Origin of the sequence: Gracilimonas halophila (genome assembly GCF_042684365.1) — a bacterium.
Lineage (GTDB): Bacteria > Bacteroidota > Rhodothermia > Balneolales > Balneolaceae > Gracilimonas > Gracilimonas halophila.
This window is the reverse complement of sequence record NZ_JBHULI010000024.1, coordinates 198,461-219,288: the sequence shown is the minus strand read 5'-3', so window position 1 is coordinate 219,288 and position 20,828 is coordinate 198,461. Positions and strand designations below refer to the sequence as shown.

21 protein-coding genes are annotated in these 20,828 nt (G+C 41.1%); 16 read left to right on the top strand and 5 right to left on the bottom strand.

Annotation, left to right across the window (positions count from 1 at the left end; all coding sequences use genetic code 11):
* Positions 1-17 precede the first annotated feature (17 nt).
* Positions 18-1,346, bottom strand: coding sequence for a NupC/NupG family nucleoside CNT transporter (locus ACFSVN_RS07375; protein ID WP_390300567.1), 1,329 nt, complete (start codon positions 1,344-1,346; stop codon positions 18-20).
* On the bottom strand, positions 1,346-2,017 hold the full coding sequence (locus ACFSVN_RS07370; protein WP_390300565.1) for a thymidine kinase: 672 nt from the start codon (positions 2,015-2,017) through the stop codon (positions 1,346-1,348). Before ACFSVN_RS07370 ends, ACFSVN_RS07375 begins: the two co-directional genes overlap by 1 nt.
* Positions 2,018-2,281: 264 nt before the next feature.
* Here ACFSVN_RS07370 and sufB point away from each other — a divergent pair, with 264 nt between their 5' ends.
* The 10 genes from sufB (at position 2,282) to ACFSVN_RS07320 (ending at position 14,995) form a co-directional block, all read left to right on the top strand.
* Positions 2,282-3,724, top strand: a complete 1,443-nt coding sequence (gene sufB / locus ACFSVN_RS07365; protein WP_390300563.1) for a Fe-S cluster assembly protein SufB — start codon at positions 2,282-2,284, stop codon at positions 3,722-3,724.
* 263 nt (positions 3,725-3,987) lie between these two features.
* Complete coding sequence (gene sufC / locus ACFSVN_RS07360; RefSeq protein WP_390300561.1) at positions 3,988-4,761, top strand: Fe-S cluster assembly ATPase SufC; 774 nt, start codon at positions 3,988-3,990, stop codon at positions 4,759-4,761.
* On the top strand, positions 4,761-6,098 hold the full coding sequence (gene sufD / locus ACFSVN_RS07355; protein ID WP_390300559.1) for a Fe-S cluster assembly protein SufD: 1,338 nt from the start codon (positions 4,761-4,763) through the stop codon (positions 6,096-6,098). Before sufC ends, sufD begins: the two co-directional genes overlap by 1 nt.
* A 295-nt stretch (positions 6,099-6,393) precedes the next feature.
* Entirely contained in the window at positions 6,394-7,641 is a 1,248-nt protein-coding gene (locus tag ACFSVN_RS07350) for an aminotransferase class V-fold PLP-dependent enzyme (RefSeq protein WP_390300557.1), read from the top strand.
* 18 nt (positions 7,642-7,659) lie between these two features.
* Positions 7,660-8,211 carry a NifU family protein gene (locus tag ACFSVN_RS07345; RefSeq protein WP_390300555.1) on the top strand — a complete coding sequence of 184 codons (552 nt, stop codon included), beginning with the start codon at positions 7,660-7,662 and terminating at the stop codon, positions 8,209-8,211.
* Between the two features lie 6 nt (positions 8,212-8,217).
* The gene (locus tag ACFSVN_RS07340; protein WP_390300553.1) at positions 8,218-8,568 is read left to right on the top strand and encodes a HesB/IscA family protein; all 351 of its coding nucleotides are present in this window, start codon (positions 8,218-8,220) and stop codon (positions 8,566-8,568) included.
* 75 nt (positions 8,569-8,643) lie between these two features.
* Positions 8,644-9,153, top strand: coding sequence for a DUF2480 family protein (locus tag ACFSVN_RS07335; RefSeq protein ID WP_390300552.1), 510 nt, complete (start codon positions 8,644-8,646; stop codon positions 9,151-9,153).
* Positions 9,154-9,232: 79 nt separating this feature from the next.
* Positions 9,233-9,955, top strand: coding sequence for an SDR family oxidoreductase (locus ACFSVN_RS07330; protein ID WP_390300551.1), 723 nt, complete (start codon positions 9,233-9,235; stop codon positions 9,953-9,955).
* A 48-nt stretch (positions 9,956-10,003) separates the two neighbouring features.
* The gene (locus tag ACFSVN_RS07325; protein ID WP_390300549.1) at positions 10,004-12,025 is read left to right on the top strand and encodes an ATP-dependent helicase; all 2,022 of its coding nucleotides are present in this window, start codon (positions 10,004-10,006) and stop codon (positions 12,023-12,025) included.
* A gap of 39 nt (positions 12,026-12,064) precedes the next feature.
* Positions 12,065-14,995: a hypothetical protein gene (locus ACFSVN_RS07320; RefSeq protein ID WP_390300547.1), complete on the top strand. Its 2,931-nt coding sequence runs from the start codon at positions 12,065-12,067 to the stop codon at positions 14,993-14,995.
* A 6-nt stretch (positions 14,996-15,001) separates the two neighbouring features.
* On the opposite strand, the gene ACFSVN_RS07315 is transcribed toward ACFSVN_RS07320, so the two are convergent.
* A complete protein-coding gene (locus ACFSVN_RS07315) occupies positions 15,002-15,250 on the bottom strand; it encodes a hypothetical protein (protein WP_390300545.1) in 249 nt (82 codons plus the stop codon).
* A 66-nt stretch (positions 15,251-15,316) separates the two neighbouring features.
* Between ACFSVN_RS07315 and der the strand changes: the two genes are divergently transcribed.
* From der to ACFSVN_RS07285, 6 genes are all read left to right on the top strand, one after another.
* A complete protein-coding gene (gene der / locus ACFSVN_RS07310; RefSeq protein ID WP_390300543.1) occupies positions 15,317-16,624 on the top strand; it encodes a ribosome biogenesis GTPase Der in 1,308 nt (435 codons plus the stop codon).
* A gap of 89 nt (positions 16,625-16,713) precedes the next feature.
* A complete protein-coding gene (locus ACFSVN_RS07305) occupies positions 16,714-17,400 on the top strand; it encodes a NuoI/complex I 23 kDa subunit family protein (RefSeq protein ID WP_390300541.1) in 687 nt (228 codons plus the stop codon).
* Positions 17,401-17,416: 16 nt separating this feature from the next.
* On the top strand, positions 17,417-17,947 hold the full coding sequence (locus ACFSVN_RS07300) for a hypothetical protein (RefSeq protein ID WP_390300539.1): 531 nt from the start codon (positions 17,417-17,419) through the stop codon (positions 17,945-17,947).
* A complete protein-coding gene (locus ACFSVN_RS07295) occupies positions 17,947-18,549 on the top strand; it encodes a hypothetical protein (protein ID WP_390300537.1) in 603 nt (200 codons plus the stop codon). The genes ACFSVN_RS07300 and ACFSVN_RS07295 overlap by 1 nt, the downstream gene beginning before the upstream one ends.
* A 13-nt stretch (positions 18,550-18,562) precedes the next feature.
* The gene (locus ACFSVN_RS07290) at positions 18,563-19,018 is read left to right on the top strand and encodes a peroxiredoxin (protein ID WP_390300535.1); all 456 of its coding nucleotides are present in this window, start codon (positions 18,563-18,565) and stop codon (positions 19,016-19,018) included.
* 178 nt (positions 19,019-19,196) lie between these two features.
* Positions 19,197-19,550, top strand: a complete 354-nt coding sequence (locus ACFSVN_RS07285) for a response regulator (RefSeq protein ID WP_390300534.1) — start codon at positions 19,197-19,199, stop codon at positions 19,548-19,550.
* 179 nt (positions 19,551-19,729) lie between these two features.
* On the opposite strand, the gene ACFSVN_RS07280 is transcribed toward ACFSVN_RS07285, so the two are convergent.
* Both ACFSVN_RS07280 and ACFSVN_RS07275 read right to left on the bottom strand, forming a co-directional pair.
* A complete protein-coding gene (locus ACFSVN_RS07280) occupies positions 19,730-20,479 on the bottom strand; it encodes a diacylglycerol/lipid kinase family protein (RefSeq protein WP_390300532.1) in 750 nt (249 codons plus the stop codon).
* Positions 20,476-20,823 carry a DUF952 domain-containing protein gene (locus ACFSVN_RS07275; protein ID WP_390300530.1) on the bottom strand — a complete coding sequence of 116 codons (348 nt, stop codon included), beginning with the start codon at positions 20,821-20,823 and terminating at the stop codon, positions 20,476-20,478. Before ACFSVN_RS07275 ends, ACFSVN_RS07280 begins: the two co-directional genes overlap by 4 nt.
* Positions 20,824-20,828 lie beyond the last annotated feature (5 nt).

Below are 20,828 nucleotides of genomic sequence, written 5' to 3'. Positions count from 1 at the left end.
TGTTGAATGAAATCAGTTTAAAATAACATCCCTGCAAAAGTAGCTGTCATAAGGTTTGCTAAAGTTCCGGCGAAGACTGCTTTTATCCCAAACTTGGCGAGATCAGATTTTCTACTGGGAGCAATCCCTCCAATACCACCGATTTGAATGGCAATAGATGAAAAATTAGCAAATCCACACAATGCGAATGTAGCCATGGCAATTGTTTTTGGGGATAAATTAGCAGCGCCGACTTCTTCGGCCAGCTTCAGGTATGCAATAAACTCATTAAGCACGATCTTAGTACCTAACAAAGATCCCATATTAACAGCATCAGACCATGGGACACCAATAAGCCAGGCAATAGGAGCGAAGAGCCAGCCTAATATCATCTCGATCGTGAGGCTTTCGCCAAGTAAAGTGGTAATACCGGTCAGGTCGCTTCCCCAGCCTAAAATCCCATTGAACATAGCAAGTAATGCAATGAATGCCAATAACATAGCGCCTACATTTAAGGCTAATTTTAATCCAACTCCGGCTCCGGTTGCTGCTGCATCAATTCCATTGGCATCTGTTTGTTCTACATGCATGGACACATCACCTTTGGTGACCGGTTCGCCATCCTCAGGGTAAAGGATCTTTGCAATAACTAATGCAGCGGGAGCTGCCATCAAACTAGCGCCAAGTAATCGTTCAGCAAACAATTGCTGAGCTACTGCGATTTCAAGTCCATTAGCCTCTGCGAAAGGAGTTCCAAGCATTGCAACATACGCGGCCATCACTCCACCGGCAATGGTTGCCATACCTCCGGTCATCACAACCATCAGCTCAGATTTAGTCATTTTTTCAATAAATGGTTTTATGACAAGAGGGGCTTCTGTCTGCCCTACAAAAATATTTGAAACCACCGACAATGTTTCTGCTCCTGAAGTACCTAAAAGTTTCTGCATTCCTTTAGAAACTATTTTGACGATAAACTGCAAAATACCATAGTGGTACAGAATAGCCGTTAGCGATGCAAAAAAGACAATAGTGGGTAGCACCTGAAAAGCAAAAAAGACCCCCAGGCTTTCAGGATGTTCAGGACCTTGCCCCAATCGTCCAAATATAAAGGATGCTCCTTCTGTAGTATAATTAAGGACAACCACAAAGAAACTCGCGACTTCCTGAAATAAGAGAACCGGCCAACCGAGTGGGCCCCATACTCCGGCTAAAAAATCTGCTTTTAAAATGAAAACAGCTAAGATGAACTGGAATCCAATTCCTATTCCTACTAATCTCCAGTTTACATTCTTTTTGTTATTACTAAAAATGAAGGCAAGGCCAAGAATGGCAACCATTCCGATTACGCCGCGAATAATATCCATTAGGTTTGATCTGAGTTAACTTCTGTTTGTACGTTAGTTTCTTTGTTAGGGTCCTCAACATTTGGATTCAAAAAAGGTCTAATAGGACGCCCGCGCCTTCTATCCACAGGAGGGCGGAAGCAATGCCTGGCTCGAGGTTCATAAGCATCATATTCACCTACTAAAACCTGTCCTTCTTTCTCTACAACCCTTTGTGAATAATGAGCCATAGATCCACTTTCTGCACAGACTGCATGTAATTTAGTAACATATTCTGCGATGGCTAATAAATAAGGCATGGGGCCAAAGGGCTTGCCTTCAAAATCCATATCCAAACCCGCTACTATTACACGTTTACCATCGTTTGCGAGCGTGTTGGCAACTTCCACTACACGATCATCAAAAAATTGTGCCTCATCTATACACACCACTTTGGCATTTCCGGTTAGCAAAACAATTTGGTCAGCCGTATCAACTAATATACTTGGTAAAGCATTTTCGTTATGGGATACTACTTCGGTATCACTATATCGTTTATCGAGAGCAGGTTTTACAACTACAACTTCTTGTCCGGCTATATGCGCTCTTTTAGCTCTCCGGATCAATTCTTCGGTTTTGCCGCTGAACATGCCGCCACAGACGACTTCAATCCATCCAAATTCCCGTGGTGCTAACGATGGCTCATTGATCATTTATAAAGTGTACTTCTGGTTTAGAACCTTAAAATTTCGAGTTGGAATATATCAGGGCAAGAGGAGAAAAGGAAAGTATAAAAAGCTTCATTTATCTTTAATTGGCATCATAGAAATTCTCAATCATTTCGGTTTAGTTAAGAGAGGGAGATTTCGTATATTTGTACTCAATCTAAATAGACTGGTTAAACAACGAACGCATTATAACAGAAGGTTGTTTTTCCGGCGAGATAATAGAGCAAACCCTAAGACAAAAAAAAGCTAATGAGCGAGATGCAAGCCTTAGAATCAATGATCGGAGAAGACTATAAGTATGGCTTCTCAACCGATATTGAATACGAAGAATTTCCAAAAGGGATTAACGAAGATATTATTCGAGAGCTTTCCGCACTTAAAGAAGAACCGGAGTGGATGCTTGAATTCCGTCTGAAGGCCTATCGTGCCTGGACTGAGATGGAAGAGCCTGACTGGTTCAATGCTGAGTATGAAAAACCAAAGTTTGATACTCTTCAGTATTACTCAGCTCCGAAGAATAAGCCTAAATTGGACAGCCTTGATGATGTAGATCCCAAAATCCGTGAAACTTACGATAAATTGGGAATTCCTCTGGAAGAGCAAAAAGCCCTGGCAGGCGTAGCAGTTGATGCTGTGTTTGACAGTGTTTCTGTATTTACTTCTTTCAAGGAAAAACTGGCTGAAGCAGGCGTGATCTTTTGCTCTATTTCTGAAGCGATCAAGAATCACCCAGAACTGGTGAAAAAATATATGGGTTCGGTGGTTCCTGTTCGTGATAACTTTTATGCGGCGCTGAACTCAGCGGTATTTTCAGATGGATCTTTCTGTTACGTACCAAAAGATACGATCTGCCCAATGGAGCTTTCCACTTATTTCCGTATCAACAATATGAATTCAGGTCAGTTCGAACGTACGCTGATCATTGCAGAAGATAATTCTCATGTGAGTTACCTTGAAGGATGTACTGCTCCAATGTATGATGAGCATCAGCTTCATGCCGCTGTAGTTGAATTAGTAGCATTGGATAATGCTGAGATAAAATATTCTACCATCCAGAACTGGTATGCCGGTGATGAAGATGGAAAAGGCGGTATCTACAACTTTGTAACGAAACGCGGAGCCTGTCGCGGTAAGAATTCTAAGATCAGCTGGACTCAGCTTGAAACCGGATCAGCTGTTACTCTGAAATACCCAAGTGTGATCTTGCAAGGCGATGGCTCTATTGGAGAATTCTATTCGGTTGCTGTAACCACTAAACGACAGCAGGCTGATACAGGGACCAAGATGATCCACATCGGTAAAAACACCAAGAGTACCATTATTTCGAAAGGTATCTCTGCCGGACATTCAGACAATAGTTACCGAGGTGAGGTTAAGATTAATAAAGGTGCAGATGGCGCTCGGAATTATTCGGTTTGTGACTCTATGTTGATCGGTCAAACATGTGGAGCACATACATTCCCTTATATATCTTCTAAGAATCCAACGGCTAGTGTGGAGCACGAGGCTTCAACTTCCAGAGTTGGAGAAGAGCAGATCTTTTACCTGATGCAGCGTGGAATCAGCGAGCAGGATGCCATTTCCATGATCATAAACGGATTTGTGAAGGAAGTGCTGAAAGAGCTGCCACTTGAATTTGCTACAGAGGCAAATGCTCTGCTTGATGTGAAACTGGAAGGTAGTGTTGGGTAATTGTTGAGTTTGGAGGTGGATGTAAGCTGAGGAAATCTTGGCGACAACACCCCACGAATTTCATGCAGGAACAGCTGCATGAAATGATCTCCCCTTAAGGGAGACTTCTCTTAACAAGGTTGACATATTGAATTAGAAAAGTCCTCCCTTGAGGGAGGTGCCGACCGAATGGGAGGCAGAGGGTGTCGATTAGGGCAAAACAACCTTGAATGCCTCAACATCATCCCAAAAAAAATATTAATAATCAAAAAAAGAACAGAAACGTGTTAGAGATCAAAAATTTACATGCCTCGGTTGAAGGCGAAGACGAACAAATTCTTAAAGGTGTGAATCTCACCATCAACAAAGGAGAGATCCATGCTATTATGGGTCCAAACGGAAGTGGAAAGAGTACATTGGCCAAAGTAGTATCTGGCCACCCCGAGTACGAGATCACTGAAGGGGAGATCCTTTTTGAAGGTGAAGATATAACTGAACTGGATGCCGATGAGCGCGCCCACCTGGGTATGTTTCTCGCATTTCAATACCCGATAGAAGTACCGGGTATTACCAACAGAACTCTGCTTCGTGAGTCTTATAACACTATAGCTCGTGAGAACGACCGTGAAGAACTCGACCCTCTTGAATTTGATGATTACCTGAAAGAACGTCTTGAAGTGATCGATATGAAAGATTCATTCCTCGAAAGAAGTATCAATACTGGGTTTTCCGGTGGTGAAAAGAAGAAGAACGAGGTTTTTCAGATGGCAGTATTGAATCCAAAGCTTGCCTTTATGGACGAAACTGACTCCGGACTTGACATCGATGCCCTGAAAATTGTTTCTGATGGTATCAACAAAATTGCCGGACCTGAAAATGCGATCGTTTTGATTACGCACTATCAGCGACTGCTAAACTACATCACTCCTGATTATGTGCACGTGATGATGAACGGTAAGATCGTGAAATCGGCCGGTAAAGAGCTCGCACTTGAGCTTGAGGATCAGGGCTATGAGAAACTTGAAAAAGAATTTTCCCTAAACGGAGAGGCTCAGTAATGAGTACAGCAGTACAAGAAAAAGAAACAATACTGAACTTTTTGGACGGTGATTTCAGCACGACATCGAATGTTGCTGTAATTGGCGGGTTGAATCAAAAAGGAGCAGGAAATATTTCGGAGTTCCCATTTCCAACCAAGAAAGATGAGGACTGGAGGTTTACAGACCTGAGATCCATCAGCCGTAACCATTTTGTTCCTGTTGCTGAAGCAGGGGCAAACCCGGTGGGAGATATAAGTGATCATTATCTGCCGGAAGCACAGGAAAGCCGTTTAGTATTTGTGAATGGTGTATTTGATGCAGAAAAGTCTTCGCTGGATGCCATTCCCGATAACGTAACTGTAGGAACTCTTGTTGAATACGGTGATTCTGAAGTTGTGAAAGAGCATCTCGGTAAATATACCAATTATGATGACGATCAAGATGTGTTCAATGCCCTGAATGATGCCAATTTTAAAGATGGCGTATTCATTCACGTTCCTAAAGAGACCAAAGTTGAGGCACCCATTCACATCCTGAATGTTTTTACTGATGTTCAAAAGCCATTTTATGCTACTCCTCGTGTGTTATTTGTTGGGGAAGCATATTCAAAATCAACGGTTGTTGAGGAGCATATCGGACTTGCCGAAAATGAGTATCTGAATATTCCCGTTGCTGAATTCAAGATGAAGGAAGGTTCAAACATCCACCATGCGAGAATTCAGCGCGACAGTAAGAAAGCAAACCATATTTCCCGTCCCATTGCGCACCTCGATAAGTATGCTGAATATCATTCTTATACCATTTGTTTGGGTGCGAAGTTATTCCGTAATGACCCTCGGGTTGTGCAGAATGATGAAGAAGTGAATTTCACTATTGACGGACTGGTATTGATCGATGGTGAGCAAATTGCTGATACACATTCTGCGATCGATCACCGCCACTGGCACGCTCAAAGCCACCAGTTGCACAAAGTAGTTGTGAATGACAAGGCTCATTCCATATTCAATGGAAAGATCTTTGTTCGGGAAGATTCCCAAAAGATCGATTCATTCCAGGAAAACAGAAACTTGTTGCTTTCCGTTGATGGAACGGTTCACACCAAGCCACAACTTGAGATCTTTTCTGATGATGTACTGTGTTCTCACGGTGCAACTATCGGTCACCTGAACGAAGATGAGGTATTTTACCTGCATAGTCGTGGTTTGACCAAGAAGAAGGCTCGTGAATTGCTTGTTTATGCTTTCACCCTCGAAAGTATCGAGAATATGGAAGTGGAATCGGTTCACAAGTTATTATTGGACGAAGTGATCAAATTTACCTCTCGCGACGAAGAGTTTGTTGCCGTAGGAAGTTAAATGCCCGTAATTCGCTACGACGCAGAGCGTGCGTAGCGAGGCCTGGGTGAGATAAATTATTGTAGAAATACTCGCTCCTACGCTCTGCGTTGGAGCGAAAGTCCTCCCTTGAGGGAGGTGCCGGACTGAACGAATGTGAAGTCTGACGGAGGGTGTCGATTGGGGCAATGTTGCTTGAATCGACCAACACCTCTCACATCAAATCAGGAACAACTGATTTGATGATCTCTCCTCGAGGAGAGACTTGTTAAGAGCTGAATTAAACTTCAAGCTCGAATTTTCACATATTATTATCATGCAAGAAACCCTGAAAACAGAAACCAAAACTACCATTGACTGGGAAGCCATTCGCAGTCAATTCCCCGTACTTCAACGCGAAGTAAACGGGCATCCGGTGGTGTATCTGGATAACGGGGCTTCAAGCCAAATGCCGCAGCGAGTAATAGATCGTATCAATGCCTATCACTCCAACGAACATTCTAATGTGCATCGAGGCATTCATACATTGAGTCAACAGGCAACGGATGCTTTTGAGTTAGCTCGCAAAAAAGTAAAAGAGCTAATTAATGCTCGTTACAATGAAGAGATCATTTATACGACCGGAACCACCGACTCCATCAATTTGGTAGCTCAAAGTTACGGCCGTAAGCATTTCAGTGAAGGTGATGAGATCATTCTTTCCGAAATGGAACACCATGCCAACATCGTGCCCTGGCAAATGATTGCCGAGGAAACGGGAGCTAAGATCAAGGTCATTCCGATGACTGAATCCGGTGAGTTGATGATGGATGAATACCATAAACTTCTTTCGGAACGCACCAAAATGGTGGCCGTAGTTCATGTTTCCAACGCGCTTGGCACAATCAACCCGGTGGAAGAGATCATTGAAGCAGCTCACGCCAAAGATATTCCGGTGTTGATAGACGGAGCACAGGCAGTTCCACATGCTAAAGTCGATGTACAGAAACTGAATGCTGATTTCTATGCTTTTTCCGCTCACAAAATGTGCGGGCCAACAGGATTCGGAATTCTCTACGGTAAAAAAGAATTACTGGAAGAAATGCCTCCGTACAGAGGAGGAGGGGATATGATCGACAAGGTGACCTTTGAGAAGACCACCTGGAACGACCTTCCCCATAAATTTGAAGCCGGAACTCCGCCTATCGCGGCCGGAGTCGGTTTTGCTGAGACCATTGACTTCCTGAACGAAGTTGGAATGGAAAATATCTCAACCCGCGAGCATGAGTTACTGGAATATGCCACTGCAAAATTAAACGAGATCGAAGGATTGAAGATCATCGGAACGGCAGAAAACAAAGCATCGGTCATTTCGTTTTTACTGGAGGGAATTCACCCTGCTGATGCCGGTACTATTCTGGACCAAAGAGGTATTGCAGTTAGAACCGGGCATCATTGTGCACAACCTATCATGGATCATTTTGAAATCCCGGGGACAGCACGAGCTTCCATTTCTTTTTATAATAACGAAGAAGATATTGATCGGCTTGCAGATGGAATTAAATACGTACAAGAATTTTTTTGACAACAAAAGAGAACTGATATGGCTAAAATTAAAGAAATAGAACGCACACCAAATCCCGATGCAATGCGCTTTGTATTGGCCGAACCGCTGACGAATGGAACTACCCGTTCTTTTGAGAATGCAGCTGAAGCTGAAGGCGATGAACTTGCATCCGCTTTATTTGCTGTCGATAACGTGATCAACGTCTATTATGTAGACAAATATATTACTGTTACGCAGGATGGAAAAGCTGTTTGGTCCGAATTACTCCGCAAATTGGCTCCTCCAATTCGAGAAGCTGAAGCTGCAACTCATGAAGAGGACGACACCGATGTCCATATGAGTAAAGAAGTGCAGGGTTCTGATGATCCTCGCTTGAAGGAGATCACGCGGATGCTGGATGAGCAAGTTCGTCCGTACCTGCTTGCTGATGGCGGTGGATTGAAAGTACTTGGGCTTGAGTCCAACAGGCTTAAAGTTCACTATCAGGGCGCTTGCGGAACATGCCCAACAGCTACAACCGGAACGCTGTACGCCATCGAAAGTATGGTCAAGCGTATTGATCCCGAAATTCAAGTAGTTTCTGTTTAACTCTTAGTGAGAAGTATTATCGAAGAACTTTCCATCACAGAACGAGCTTCCGAACGCATCAATTTGATTCGCAAGGAACAGAATGTCCCTGACGACGCATTTTTGCGCGTAGGAGTGGTGAGCGGAGGATGTTCAGGTCTGACTTATGACCTTGAATTCAATTCTGATGTCCAGCCTGAAGAGAACGATAAAATTTTCGATGTAGAAGGACTCAAGGTATTGGTAGATATGAGAAGCTTTCTCTATCTGGCCGGAACCGAGCTGGATTACACCGAAGGCTTGAATGGACAGGGATTCCACTTCAAAAACCCCAATGCTACTAGGACGTGTTCCTGTGGCGAATCATTTTCGATTTAATTTTAAATGTTGAATGCTAAATGTTAAATGTGGCACCATATTTAATATTTAGCATTTAAAATTAAACATTTCCCCATGTCAGAAGAAGTAATCGTAAATAAGGTTCAGCAAAACAAGAAGTTGGTTACGATTGACTTGCAAAAGTTTCATGACCCAACACCCCTGGAAGAGCTGGATATCAAACAGTTCTTGTTTCAGGAAATGTTGTTAAAGGAAAAGGATTTCAGGGAACAGCTGAAAGAATTTGACTGGTCGCAATACGAAGGAAAAAACTTATGCGTGTATTGTAGCACCGATGCCATCATTGCTCCCTGGGCCTGGATGTTGATCACCTCTTATGCCGGTCCATTTGCCAACGAAGTTTTCCTTGGGAAGAAAGAAGCTTTTCTGCACCAACTCTACCAACGTAAGCTTGAGGAATACGACTGGGATCAATATGAAGACAAATTTGTACTCCTGAAAGGATGTGGAAAAGTACACGTCCCTGATTCCATTTACATTCTGGCTACCAATAAGTTAATGGGTACAGCTAAGAAGATTATGTACGGGGAAGCTTGCTCGAATGTGCCTGTTTGGAGAAGGTAAGAATCACATGTTTCTTTGATTACACTGATTAGTTTATCTTAGCCCATCCATTAATCAGAATGACAATCAATATTGCAACATGAAATTATTAGTCACGGGCACCTCTCGCGGAATAGGAGAATCCATTGCAGAACAGTTATTAGAAAATGGTTATTTGGTTATTGGCACTTCCCGTTCAACCAATACACCATTTCCCAATAACCAAAGCTACCGCCACATTAAATGTGATCTTGCGGTAAAGGAAGACGTGGGAAAGCTTAAGGAAGTCTTTCAGGAAAATGAGATCCCGGAGGTTCTGATCAACAACGCCGGGATGTTTGCTGAGGCACAATTTGATATCTCTGACGAAGAATGGCTCGAGAATTGGGATAAGACCCTGCAAGTGAACCTGCGTTCATCGGCATTGATCACGAAATGGGCACTGAATGCCTGGACCAAAGCAGGAATAGAAGGGAGGCTGATCAATATTTCATCCCGGGCCGGATATCGCGGAGATACGGGCGAATATGCCAGCTACGCCGCCAGTAAAGGAGGGATGGTCGCCTTCACTAAGAGTATTGCCCGCAGTTTTGGAAAGCACGGGATCACCGCCTATACCATAGCCCCGGGCTTTGTGGATACGGATATGGCTCAGGGTTCCATCGAAGTGTATGGTGAAGACTACCTGACTAAAGACCTGGCGTTGGATTCCATTGCACCGCCTGAGCAGATAGCTAATATTGTGGGTCTGTTGGCAGAAGGGAAACTAACGCATGCTACCGGACAAACTTTTCATGTGAATTCCGGGTCTTATCTGATCTAAATTCTATACATAATTTTTACATACTCAGTCAGTTTGCTATCTTGAGGTATGAAGAAATTTGTTCTACAGAAGGAAGAGCCTCGCAAACGCCCCGAAGACTATTCGATTCCGTATGCTGAACTTTTAAATCAGCAGCAGATGGATGCTGTTTTTCATGAAAAAGGTCCGGCTTTAGTAGTGGCAGGGGCCGGAACCGGAAAAACTCGTACCTTAGTCCACCGAGTGGCCCGTTTGGTTGAAAGTGGTATCAATCCTTCCAATATCTTGTTGCTTACCTTTACACGAAGAGCTGCTAAGGAAATGCTTCGTCGTGCAAGTAATATTCTCGATGAGCGATGTAAGCAAGTTCAGGGCGGTACCTTTCATTTCTATTGCAGTATGCTGCTTCATCGCTATTCGGATGCCATCGGTTATCCATCTAATTTCACGATCATTGATACAGCGGATGCTTTGGAGGTTATTCAATTTGTACGAACTCAGCTCAACCTTCATAAAAAGAAAAAGCGGTTCCCGAATAAAAATACTCTGCTGAATATGATCAGCACTTCAAAGAATAAACATCTGGATCTTAGGATCGTTTTATTGGAGGAATATCCTCAGTTCCTGGAGCAGGAGGAAAAGATCATACAGGTCGCAGAAGCATATCAGGAGTATAAAGAGAAGAATTTTGTCATGGATTTTGATGACCTGTTGATCAACACAAGAGATCTGTTGGCTAAAAATGATGATATCCGTATCAAAATTGCTTCTCGGAATGAATATGTGATGGTAGATGAGTTTCAGGATACCAATAAGCTTCAGGCAGAGCTGACGGAGTTGTTTTCCAGCGTGCACGGGAATATCATGGCCGTTGGTGATGATGCTCAAAGTATTTATTCCTTTCGCGGGGCAGATCATCAGAACATCATGGATTTCCCTGAACGCTTCAAAGGCACTAAACTGATCAAACTGGAAGAGAACTATAGATCTACCCCTCAGATCCTTCAGGTAGCTAATAATTTACTTAAACAAGCCAATTTCAAATTTGATAAGGAGCTGTACTCCAATAATAAGGAAGGTGAACTACCCGCCCTGGTACAATCTTCCAGTGAGCATGATCAGAGTCGGTTTATCACACAAGCTTTATTGCAGCTTAGGGAGCAGGGGAAGGAGCTGAATGAGATGGCCGTACTTTTCCGTAACGGTCGTGATTCTTTTGATCTGGAAGTGGAGTTGAATAGAAAGAATATTCCTTTCGTAAAATACGGAGGACAAAAGTTTACAGAAGCGGCTCATATTAAAGATGTATTGGCGCATGTCAGGGTTCTGGTCAACCCAATGGATACTATTGCATGGAATCGGGTGTTGATGCTTTTGGATGGTATAGGCCCTAAGACTGCTCAGGATCTGTTTGAATGGATACAGCTCGCAAAGAATCCCTACCAATTGGACCTGTCTGACACTACCAGTAAATCCTATATCGATCAGCTAAAAGAACTCAGCAAACTTTTGGTTGATATCAAAGAAAATGACCGGTCAGTATCAAAGGTAATCGAATTGATCGTGAATTATTATCGGGATTTCTGTAAAGACAGGTATGACGATTATCCAAAGCGGCTTAAAGACTTAGAAGCTTTTGTTAATGTTTCAGAAAGCTTTTTATCCCTTCCAAAAATGCTAGAGGAACTGGCCCTGGATCCCATCACTGCAACTGCTGTAGATACCGAGCAGAAGACCAAAGAAGAAGCCCCACTGATCCTTAGCACCATACATTCTGCAAAAGGACTGGAGTGGAAACATGTATTCATTATTCAATGTCTGGATGGTATCATTCCATCAGCTTATTCAGTAGAAGATGAGGAACAACTGGATGAGGAACTCAGGCTTTTATACGTAGCTGCAACAAGGGCTGAAGAAATGCTCTACTTTAGTTATCCGGTACTTGCCCAGTCAGCCTACGGCGATTATTTTACACAGCCTTCCAGATTTATTACGGAAATGAATGAAGAGCTGGTAGAAGAATGGAAACTTATTGAAGAAGAACAGCAACAACAACTTGATGAAGGAGACCAAAAGCAACTCCCGGGGTAATCTGACGTAGCCCATCAATCAAGTCTTAAATGGAATCTTATGCAAAAGTCGTTACTTAGTCTTCTTTTAATTTTAGTTTCACCGGCGTTAATTGCTCAGGGGTTTAATTCTACGAATGGGAGAAATCACCCGGAATTGAATTGGCATGTAGCTGAAACAGAGCACTTTTTGATCATGTATCCTGAGCGGATATCCGGTATCGAATCAAAAGCTGCCGCTATAGCTGAAGCCACATACGAATCTTTATCCCAAAACCTTAATGTAGAGTTTGATTACAAGATCAGGATCTATCTATCAGATGAGGATGAGGTAAATAACGGTTTTGCAGTACCCTTCAATAAAGCATTTACGGATATCTGGGTAAATCTGAATGATTATAGTGAGATCTGGACAGGGAGTGAAAAATGGCTTAGAAAAGTAGTAGCTCATGAACTGGCACATATCTTTCATTTTGAGGCAGTACGTTCACCAATGGGTCTTTTTCAATATACCTTTGCCAATCCTTTACCAAGTTTCTGGACTGAAGGCCTGGCCCAGTATCAAACAGAATACTGGGATTCCCAACGTGGAGATCGGTGGTTACGCAAAGCCGTATTTGATGATGACATGAATTATTATTCAGGTCAGGCTTTGGAAGATGGAAGATTGAGATATGCTCTCGGAAATTCTCAGCTTCGCTATTTCACAGAGAAATATGGGGACAGCACTTTAGTGAATCTGCTTCAACAAAGGGAAAAGCTATGGGGGCTTTTCACTTATCATGATTTTGATGCAGCTTTTTCTGAAGTGATAAAAGGTGGCTATTCCTCATTCTATGACGACTGGCGGAAGCATACCAATGTCTATTATAATACCGTAGCCTCGCAAATGGAAAGGGTAGATTCGTTGAAAGGAGATCCATTGAATTTCCCGGGCAGTTTCTACTTCGATGCAGCTATTAGTCCTAATGACAGTTTGGTAGCAGTGCTTGGTTTCCCATCTATGAAAAGGCCTGTAAGAAGACTTTATATTGTTCAAAATGATTCTACTCAAAATTCAACCTTGGCAGGAGAAGGGGGGATCAATGAAGATCTTTCCTGGAGCAGTGACAACAGCAAGCTTATTTACTCCAGAACGATGAGGGGGAAGCATTCATCACTTTTGAATGATGTTTTTATATATAACCTCAAAACTGAAAGAGAACAACAGGTCACCCATAGCCGAAGAGCTAAGTTTCCGGTATTTGGCCCCAGTGAAAACGAGATTTCCTATATCGTAAATGAAAATGGAACAGGTAATCTGTTTACATTGAATTTAGAAACAGGTGATGAGAAAAGAATCACGAATTACAGTGATGATATTCAGCTACTATGGACTGTATGGATAGATCGGTATGACAGTTGGCTAGTACATCGGTTTGATGAAACAGGAAATAGAGATCTTGTAATGATCAACAGGGAAACCGGGAATGAAGAAATTCTTGAAACCGGAGATGTTGACAACAGGGAGCCCGTGGTTAGTCCTGATGGAAATAGGGTGGCTTACATTTCATTACGGGATGAAGTTCCCAATGTGTTTATTTATGATCTTGAATCAGGATCGGAAAAAAGGTTTACTCAAGTTTTTACTGGGGCTGAGGTATTTGGCTGGACCTCAGACCATGATTCTACCGGATACGAACACCTGCTGATAGGTGCTTCAGAATCAAGAAGAAGAGATCAGCTTTATTTTGTTTCTGCAGATCGCAGTATCAGGGAAAGTGAGGTTGAATTACCAAAGCAATACTCAACCTGGCGTAATAAAACCCCTCCTTCATTTCTTGATTCAAAGATCAAAGCTGATCAAAGTCTGATTATTAACAATTATAGCTATTCATCACTCAGAAACCTCACTCATGTTACTTCATTCGGATTCCCATATTATGACGGGAAAGATGATTGGGGAGTCTTTGCTACTACCAACTGGACCGAGCCTTTAGGAAAACATACATTTGTAGCAGGAGGATGGGTATCTGCTCCCGATCCAGTTTCCCAATCATATGGAGCAATTTCCTATCTGAATAATCAGCTTTATCCATCTATTTATTTCAACTTATACAGGATCCCGGAAAACGGCCAATTTTATGGGGATAAATTCCTGATCGAAGAGTACACCGGAGGGGATATTAAGATGGAGTGGCCACTGGATATACTTTCCGGCTCTTATCAAAACAGCTCATTTTCGGCACGGATTCGTCATTATAAGACCCGGCCAATAGATATTGATAAGTTTTCAGGACAACCACTTCTTCCAATTCCGGAATCGGCAACCATCACTGATCTTGAGCTCGGTTTTATGGTCAAAAAACAAAGACCCTGGGGAGATAATCAAATTCACCCTCTGGACGGGTCCGGGATAAAGGTGAAATTAAACGGATCAGAGGATATTCTGGGTTCAGAGAGAAGTTTTTTAACTGCAGACCTAAATGCTTTCACTATACTTCCTTTTATAGGAATGCATCGAATATATATTCAAGGGAGGCTTCAGTCTAAATGGGGTAACAATCTGCCGCAGAACTATATAGGCTTTTCACGTTATGAAAATATAGGTGTTAATCTCCTGGAAGAAGTTCCGCTACAATTTTTTGGAGATAATGAGCGGGTTAGGGGATATCGGGACTTTGTAACCGGCAGCAGGTCCGCATTTGGAAGTATTGAATACCGGATCCCGTTTTTACCATCTCTTCAGACTGAAATATTGGGAGTGTTAAGTTTAGGCAGCACTACTTTTGCTTTGTTTACTGATGCGGGGATTGTTGCCGATGGAGTCTCTGAATCTTCAGAAACAGGTACCATTAAAAGATGGGGGACAGGTGCTGAGATCAAAAATAGAATATTCCTTTTTGGAATAGATTTTGTTCACAGTATTGGGTTTGCCCAACCGGTTAAAGAATTATTTACGGAAAGAGATCAGGAAGTTTATTACAGGATCAAAACGGTTATTCCTTTTTAAGGTATTCTATTCCGCGCTCTCATCATCCATATACTTACGCTGAGTGTAAATATCCAGAATAAGCCAGATCACGGGGTATATGGGGATAAGTACGGCTAAGATTATCTGCCAGTTGTGGCCTTTCTTTTGCCCACCATCATAGGGAAGGGTTATACCGGCAATTCCTGCCATCCATAAAATAAAAAACAGGAACATGGATATCGCCAGAGCTAGGGCCCCAAAGAATCCGAAGTTCTCATAAAAGCTTTGAAGCATAGTTAATTAAGTGCTGAATTATGCGTACCTTTAATGCTGTTTCAATCTAAGAATCTAACACTTAAAATGCTTCCAGTAGTTTCAATTGTAGGACGTCCTAACGTCGGTAAATCAACCTTTTTTAATCGTTTGCTCGGAAAGAGAAAAGCCATCGTTCATGATGAGTATGGAGTTACAAGAGACCGCCATTATGGAGAGACCTTCTGGAATGGCAGAGATTTCAATGTTATTGATACCGGTGGGTATCTTCCTGATGACATGAATGTAATGACGGTAGGTATCCGAGAACAGGTTCATATTGCCTTGGAGGAGTCGGATATTATTATTTTTGTTGTTGATGTAGAAACCGGAGTAAATACACTTGATAAGGCAGTTGCTTCTCTATTAAGAGAGCAAGAAAAACCGGTGATCCTGGTAGTAAACAAAGCAGATAATGAAGAACGGAGGCTCAACGCCTCTGAATTTTATGAATTAGGGATTGAGGATCTTTACCCGATCTCATCAATTAGCGGAATGGGTACCGGTGATCTGCTTGATAAAGTTACTGAATATTTGCCCGAAGGAGAGCCAGAGCCTGAATCAACCTTGCCAAAATTAGCATTCATAGGTCGGCCTAATGTTGGAAAAAGTAGCTTGTTCAATGCTTTATTACAGGATGAGCGATCGATCGTAACCGATATTGCCGGAACAACCCGTGATTCCCTAAACAGTAATCTCAATTATAATGACAAGGATTACATCCTGGTTGACACAGCCGGACTCAGAAGACGAACAAAAGTAAAAGAAAATGTAGAGTTCTACAGTACGGTAAGAACAGAAAAAGCTATACGTGAATGTGATATAGCAATACTCATTGTCGATGCAATGCAAGGTTTTGATGCTCAGGATAAACGGGTTCTTCGTGAGGCCGAAAAATTCAACAAAGGGCTGATGATCGTCCTGAATAAATGGGATCTGGTCCCTGAAAAAGACACCAATACCGTCCGGGACTTCGAAGAGTATATTTATACTTCTGTTCCTCAATTGTCCTACGTTCCTATTCTCACTATCTCAGCTATGAACAAACAACGCGTGCATAAAGTGTTGGATATGGCGGATTTGGTTATACAGGAACGAAAGAAGGAAATATCTACTTCAGAATTCAATGATTTCATAGATCAAATGCTTGGCGAAAAACCCCTTCCAATGAAAAGGGGGCAGCAGCTTAAGATCACCTATGCGACACAGGTAAAAAGTGATCCACCGGTCTTTAAATTCTTTATGAACAGTCCGCATGATCTACCTCCAAATTACCGTAAATATATTGAGAATAAGATAAGGCAGCGCTTTGGTTTTACCGGTGTTCCTATTACAATGGTATTCCGCCAAAAATAAAACAGAAAAGCTGATAAATAACTTTGATGCTAAGGTAACAAAGGTTTATTTTTCAGTGCTAATTTCTACTTGAAACCGATTCGAATTGAATGGCTAAGAATCTTGAAAAACCGACGGTAAACGCTTTAAGCGATAACTATAAAAAAGAGCGAAAACTTAATTTCCTCGAGAACATCTATCTCATAGAGATCTTTAAGGGGATGTGGTATTCCTTTAAACAGATGTTTCAGCCCACATTTACACTAAACTATCCTGAGGAAAAGTGGGATCCACCCGCTATTTTTCGTGGTCGCCCCGTTTTGGTAGAGGATCATGGAAAAGAAAGGTGTGTAGCTTGTGGTTTATGCGCACGTGCATGCCCGCCGCTTGCTATCAGTATGCAAGCTAAAGAGACCGATGATGAGAAAGAACGTTTTCCGGATTTCTTCGAGATCAATATGCTCCGGTGTATTTATTGCGGTTATTGCGAAGAAGTATGTCCTGAAGAAGCTATCGTTATGAGTAAAGATTATGATATCGTTTTTGAATCAAGAGAAGATGCCATTTATGACAAAGAACGATTATTAGTTCCAAAAGAAGACCTTGAAGAGCGCTTAGAATATCTCAAAAAATATCGAAATCAGCAGTTTGGGTCTTTTTGGGATTTCCAGGAAGAGAATAACATTCATTCGGTCAGGGATAGAGACCAGGAATGGAATACGGGATTGTCTTTAGTTGACATGATTGAGCAACAAAAAAATAATGATTCAACCCCGGCGTCCAAAAGCTGGTCTTAATCACTTTCCAAAAAGAATGGATATAAAACAAAGCCAGATTGATTCATTAATTGATGACGTTGCATATTTGGAACATGAGGCTGAGGCTTTAAAATATGTCATCGATTCCGTTCCATATGATGAAACTCCTCCGGGAGGGAGATCAATATCCGAAATACTAATGTTTCTGGATCATGCACAACAATCATATTACCGAAAAGTGATTGAGGATGCATATAAAAGTGTGAGGCCTATAAACCTAAACGCTTACATTGATCCTGAAGAGACCTTTGAAACGGATGAGGAACTTTCTAAGGACATTCAAAAACTATTGTATAAACTCTCAAAACATAGAGTAGCCCTCTTAAACCTGATTAAGAATATTCAACTAATTGACTGGGAACGGGAGATAAGTAAGGGCAGAGAATCGATAACTTTATATGAATTCACCTCTCAGATGGTCCGTAAGGAACGTAGTACATTGAAAGAAATAGCGGACTTGGTGCTTACCTACCAAAAAAGCCGCCAAGTACAGAGGGAGCTTGAAAGTCGTAACCCGGAAAGCTGATGGAACCGCAAAAGTGGGTTGACCTTGTCGTTTCTTTTTCATTCGGAACAGCATTCATATTACTCTTTAAGCTGTTTTTAAAAAAGAGATCTTTACTTGAGCTATACTTTAGTCTTGCTGCTTTTGTAATCTCAATCCCGTATTTATTAGATCTTTTTCAAATTGACCCTGTTATTGATCTTTTTCAATGGGGTAAGCTCATTTCCATCACTATTTATATAAGTGGGTTATTGGTATTAATACGTGAATCGAAACCCGTATTCGCTCGTTTCCCGATCTACTTAACGGCTTTGCCTTTTGTCAGTTTTTTATTTTTTCCACTTCTTATTAATTCGATCGTTATTAAAGACCTTATTAATGCTACTTATCAAGGCGGAGCATTAGTAGTAACAGTTCTGGTATTTACAGTTAATCAAGCCCGAGCTAAGGGACGACGTTACTATATTATTGGGATCAGTTTTATATCTGCAGCATATCTAAGTTACTGGTTATATCTGAATCGACTCAATGAACCTGATCTAATATGGATTACAGAAATTTTACTGTCTGTGGGAATTCTTGTGACTCTATTTAGATTTATTAAGAGCCAACAAGTACAATAATAGTCATAAGTCTATGAACACAGCCCCAAATTTTACTCTACAGGATACGAATGGTGAAGAAGTATCATTGTCTGATTTTCGAGATCAAAAGAATGTTGTTCTTATCTTTTTTCCATTGGCTTTTAGCGGAGTCTGTACTAAAGAACTATGCACAACAAGAGATAACCTGAAAATTTATAGTTCTCTTGATGCTGAAGTGATCGGTATAAGTGTAGACAGTTTTTTTACTCTCAAAGCTTTCAAAGAATCAAACAATCTAAACTTTTCGCTTCTAAGCGACTTCAACAAAGAAGTAAGCGAACAGTATGATACTTTATATCAAGATTACTTCGGAATGAAAGGGGTTTCTAAAAGATCAGTATTTGTTATAGATAAAGAGGGAAGGGTAGTACATCAAGAAGTCCTTGAAGACTCAGGTAAACTTCCTGATTTTGGCAAAGTTCAAGATGCATTAGCTGATCTCAATTGAAATCGAAACACAACTATTACGGTTTAAGGAGAAAAGGGTTTAAATCAAGACCAACCTTACTTTACATAATATAAATTATAAGAATAAATATATTATAATCACAATTGGCAAATAATTTCTTATCATCACACAGAGAAAAAACTCCATTAAATTGCTTAATAAAATCGATGCTTAAAGGATGAAGATTATAATTGTTGAAGATGATAAAGTGTTGTCGTTATTACTAACAAAAATGATAGAACGTCTTGGTCATGAAGTCTTAGAAATTATTACCAAAGGTTCTGACGCTATAAAAATTATTAAGGATATAAGTGCAGATCTCATATTAATGGATATAATGCTCGAGGATGACGTGGATGGTATTTCTGCAATGAGTTCTTTAAGAGAAAGCGGCCTTACTACTCCTGTCATATATATCACGGGAAATTCCGATCCGGTAAATTTTGAGAGAGCAAAGAAAACTGATTTTGTAGAGTACTTGATCAAACCGGTTGGTTTTGATGAACTCAAAGAAAATATCGAAAAGGTTTAGCTATTGAAAAGCGTTCTAAACCTGAAGCCTATTTGTATTTGTAACAACTGATAAAGCTCCCTTTTTCAAAGAGAACGAGAAAATATTTCTTTTCTCGTTAACTTGCTCTCCATCAGCATGTACCTTTAAGACACCTTCCGTTTGAATGTCAAATCCTTTTCTGCTTTTAACAACCTCTACTACACTTTCTTTAAAAGAATAGCCAAATAAAGCTTTATGAATTCATAGACCAATCTACTTTTTGATACCTTTTTTACGAGTATAAGTTCAATTTCCCCGTCGTGGTTTACTGAATCAGGTGAAATCTCATACCTCCCTCCTTCAGTTTTTCCGTTTGCAATCGCTGCCATCCAGGCATTCCCTTCAAAAACGGTACCAGATTCTCCTGTTTTAACTGAGACAGTGAAAGGTTCTGATTCAAAAAGTGCTCTTAATCCTGCCCAAAAATATTTTAACCCTCCGTGTTTAAATGGACTGTTGTTCGAGTAATAATTTGTAAGTCCATCAACTCCAATGCCAAAGGTGTTTAAGAAATAGCCCCATTCAGTTTTAATAACATCTACTGAAGTTCTTTGGTCGCCTAGAAAAACTTGCAGATCTTTCTCAAAATTCAAATAGAGACCGATATTTTGTGCAAAATCATTACCGCTACCTAAGGGAATTACTCCCATAACAGCTTGTGTGCCTATTATAGCGTTAGCAACTCGATTTACAGTTCCATCTCCTCCACAAGCAATAATGTGACTATATACTAGCGCTTTTTCTCTGGCTATCTCAAGGATTGAATCTCCTTTTTGGATATAGATGAATTCAGAATGACCGGGTAATTCTCGCCTAAGAACGGTCTCTCTTTCTTTGAAAAAAGATTCAGCTCTATAGGAATTTGATGAGCAATTAATTATAAAGCAATATGTGGAATCCAGACTCAATCGAAGTGTTTAACGTTTACTGAAAACGTACCTTTTTTGTTGGACTTAAGTTTGATCTTATCGATGATCGCATCCATTTTTACTTCACCTTGTATAGACACAAATTCAAAACCGTCTTCCTTAATGCGTTTGATAGGGCTTTGAATGCGCAGAGGATCTAATACGATAAGCAACAGTTGTTCAGTTCCATCGAAATAATGGTTTATAATTTCTTCTGCATGTTCTCCTGTAAATGAATTTACGGAACCATCCTGTTCAAATGATGCAGGCTTTAAGCGTTCTTGCTGTGAAACTTCGCGCCATTCTGATTGTTTAATGACTGCAAATAATAGATCTATATCCACTGTTA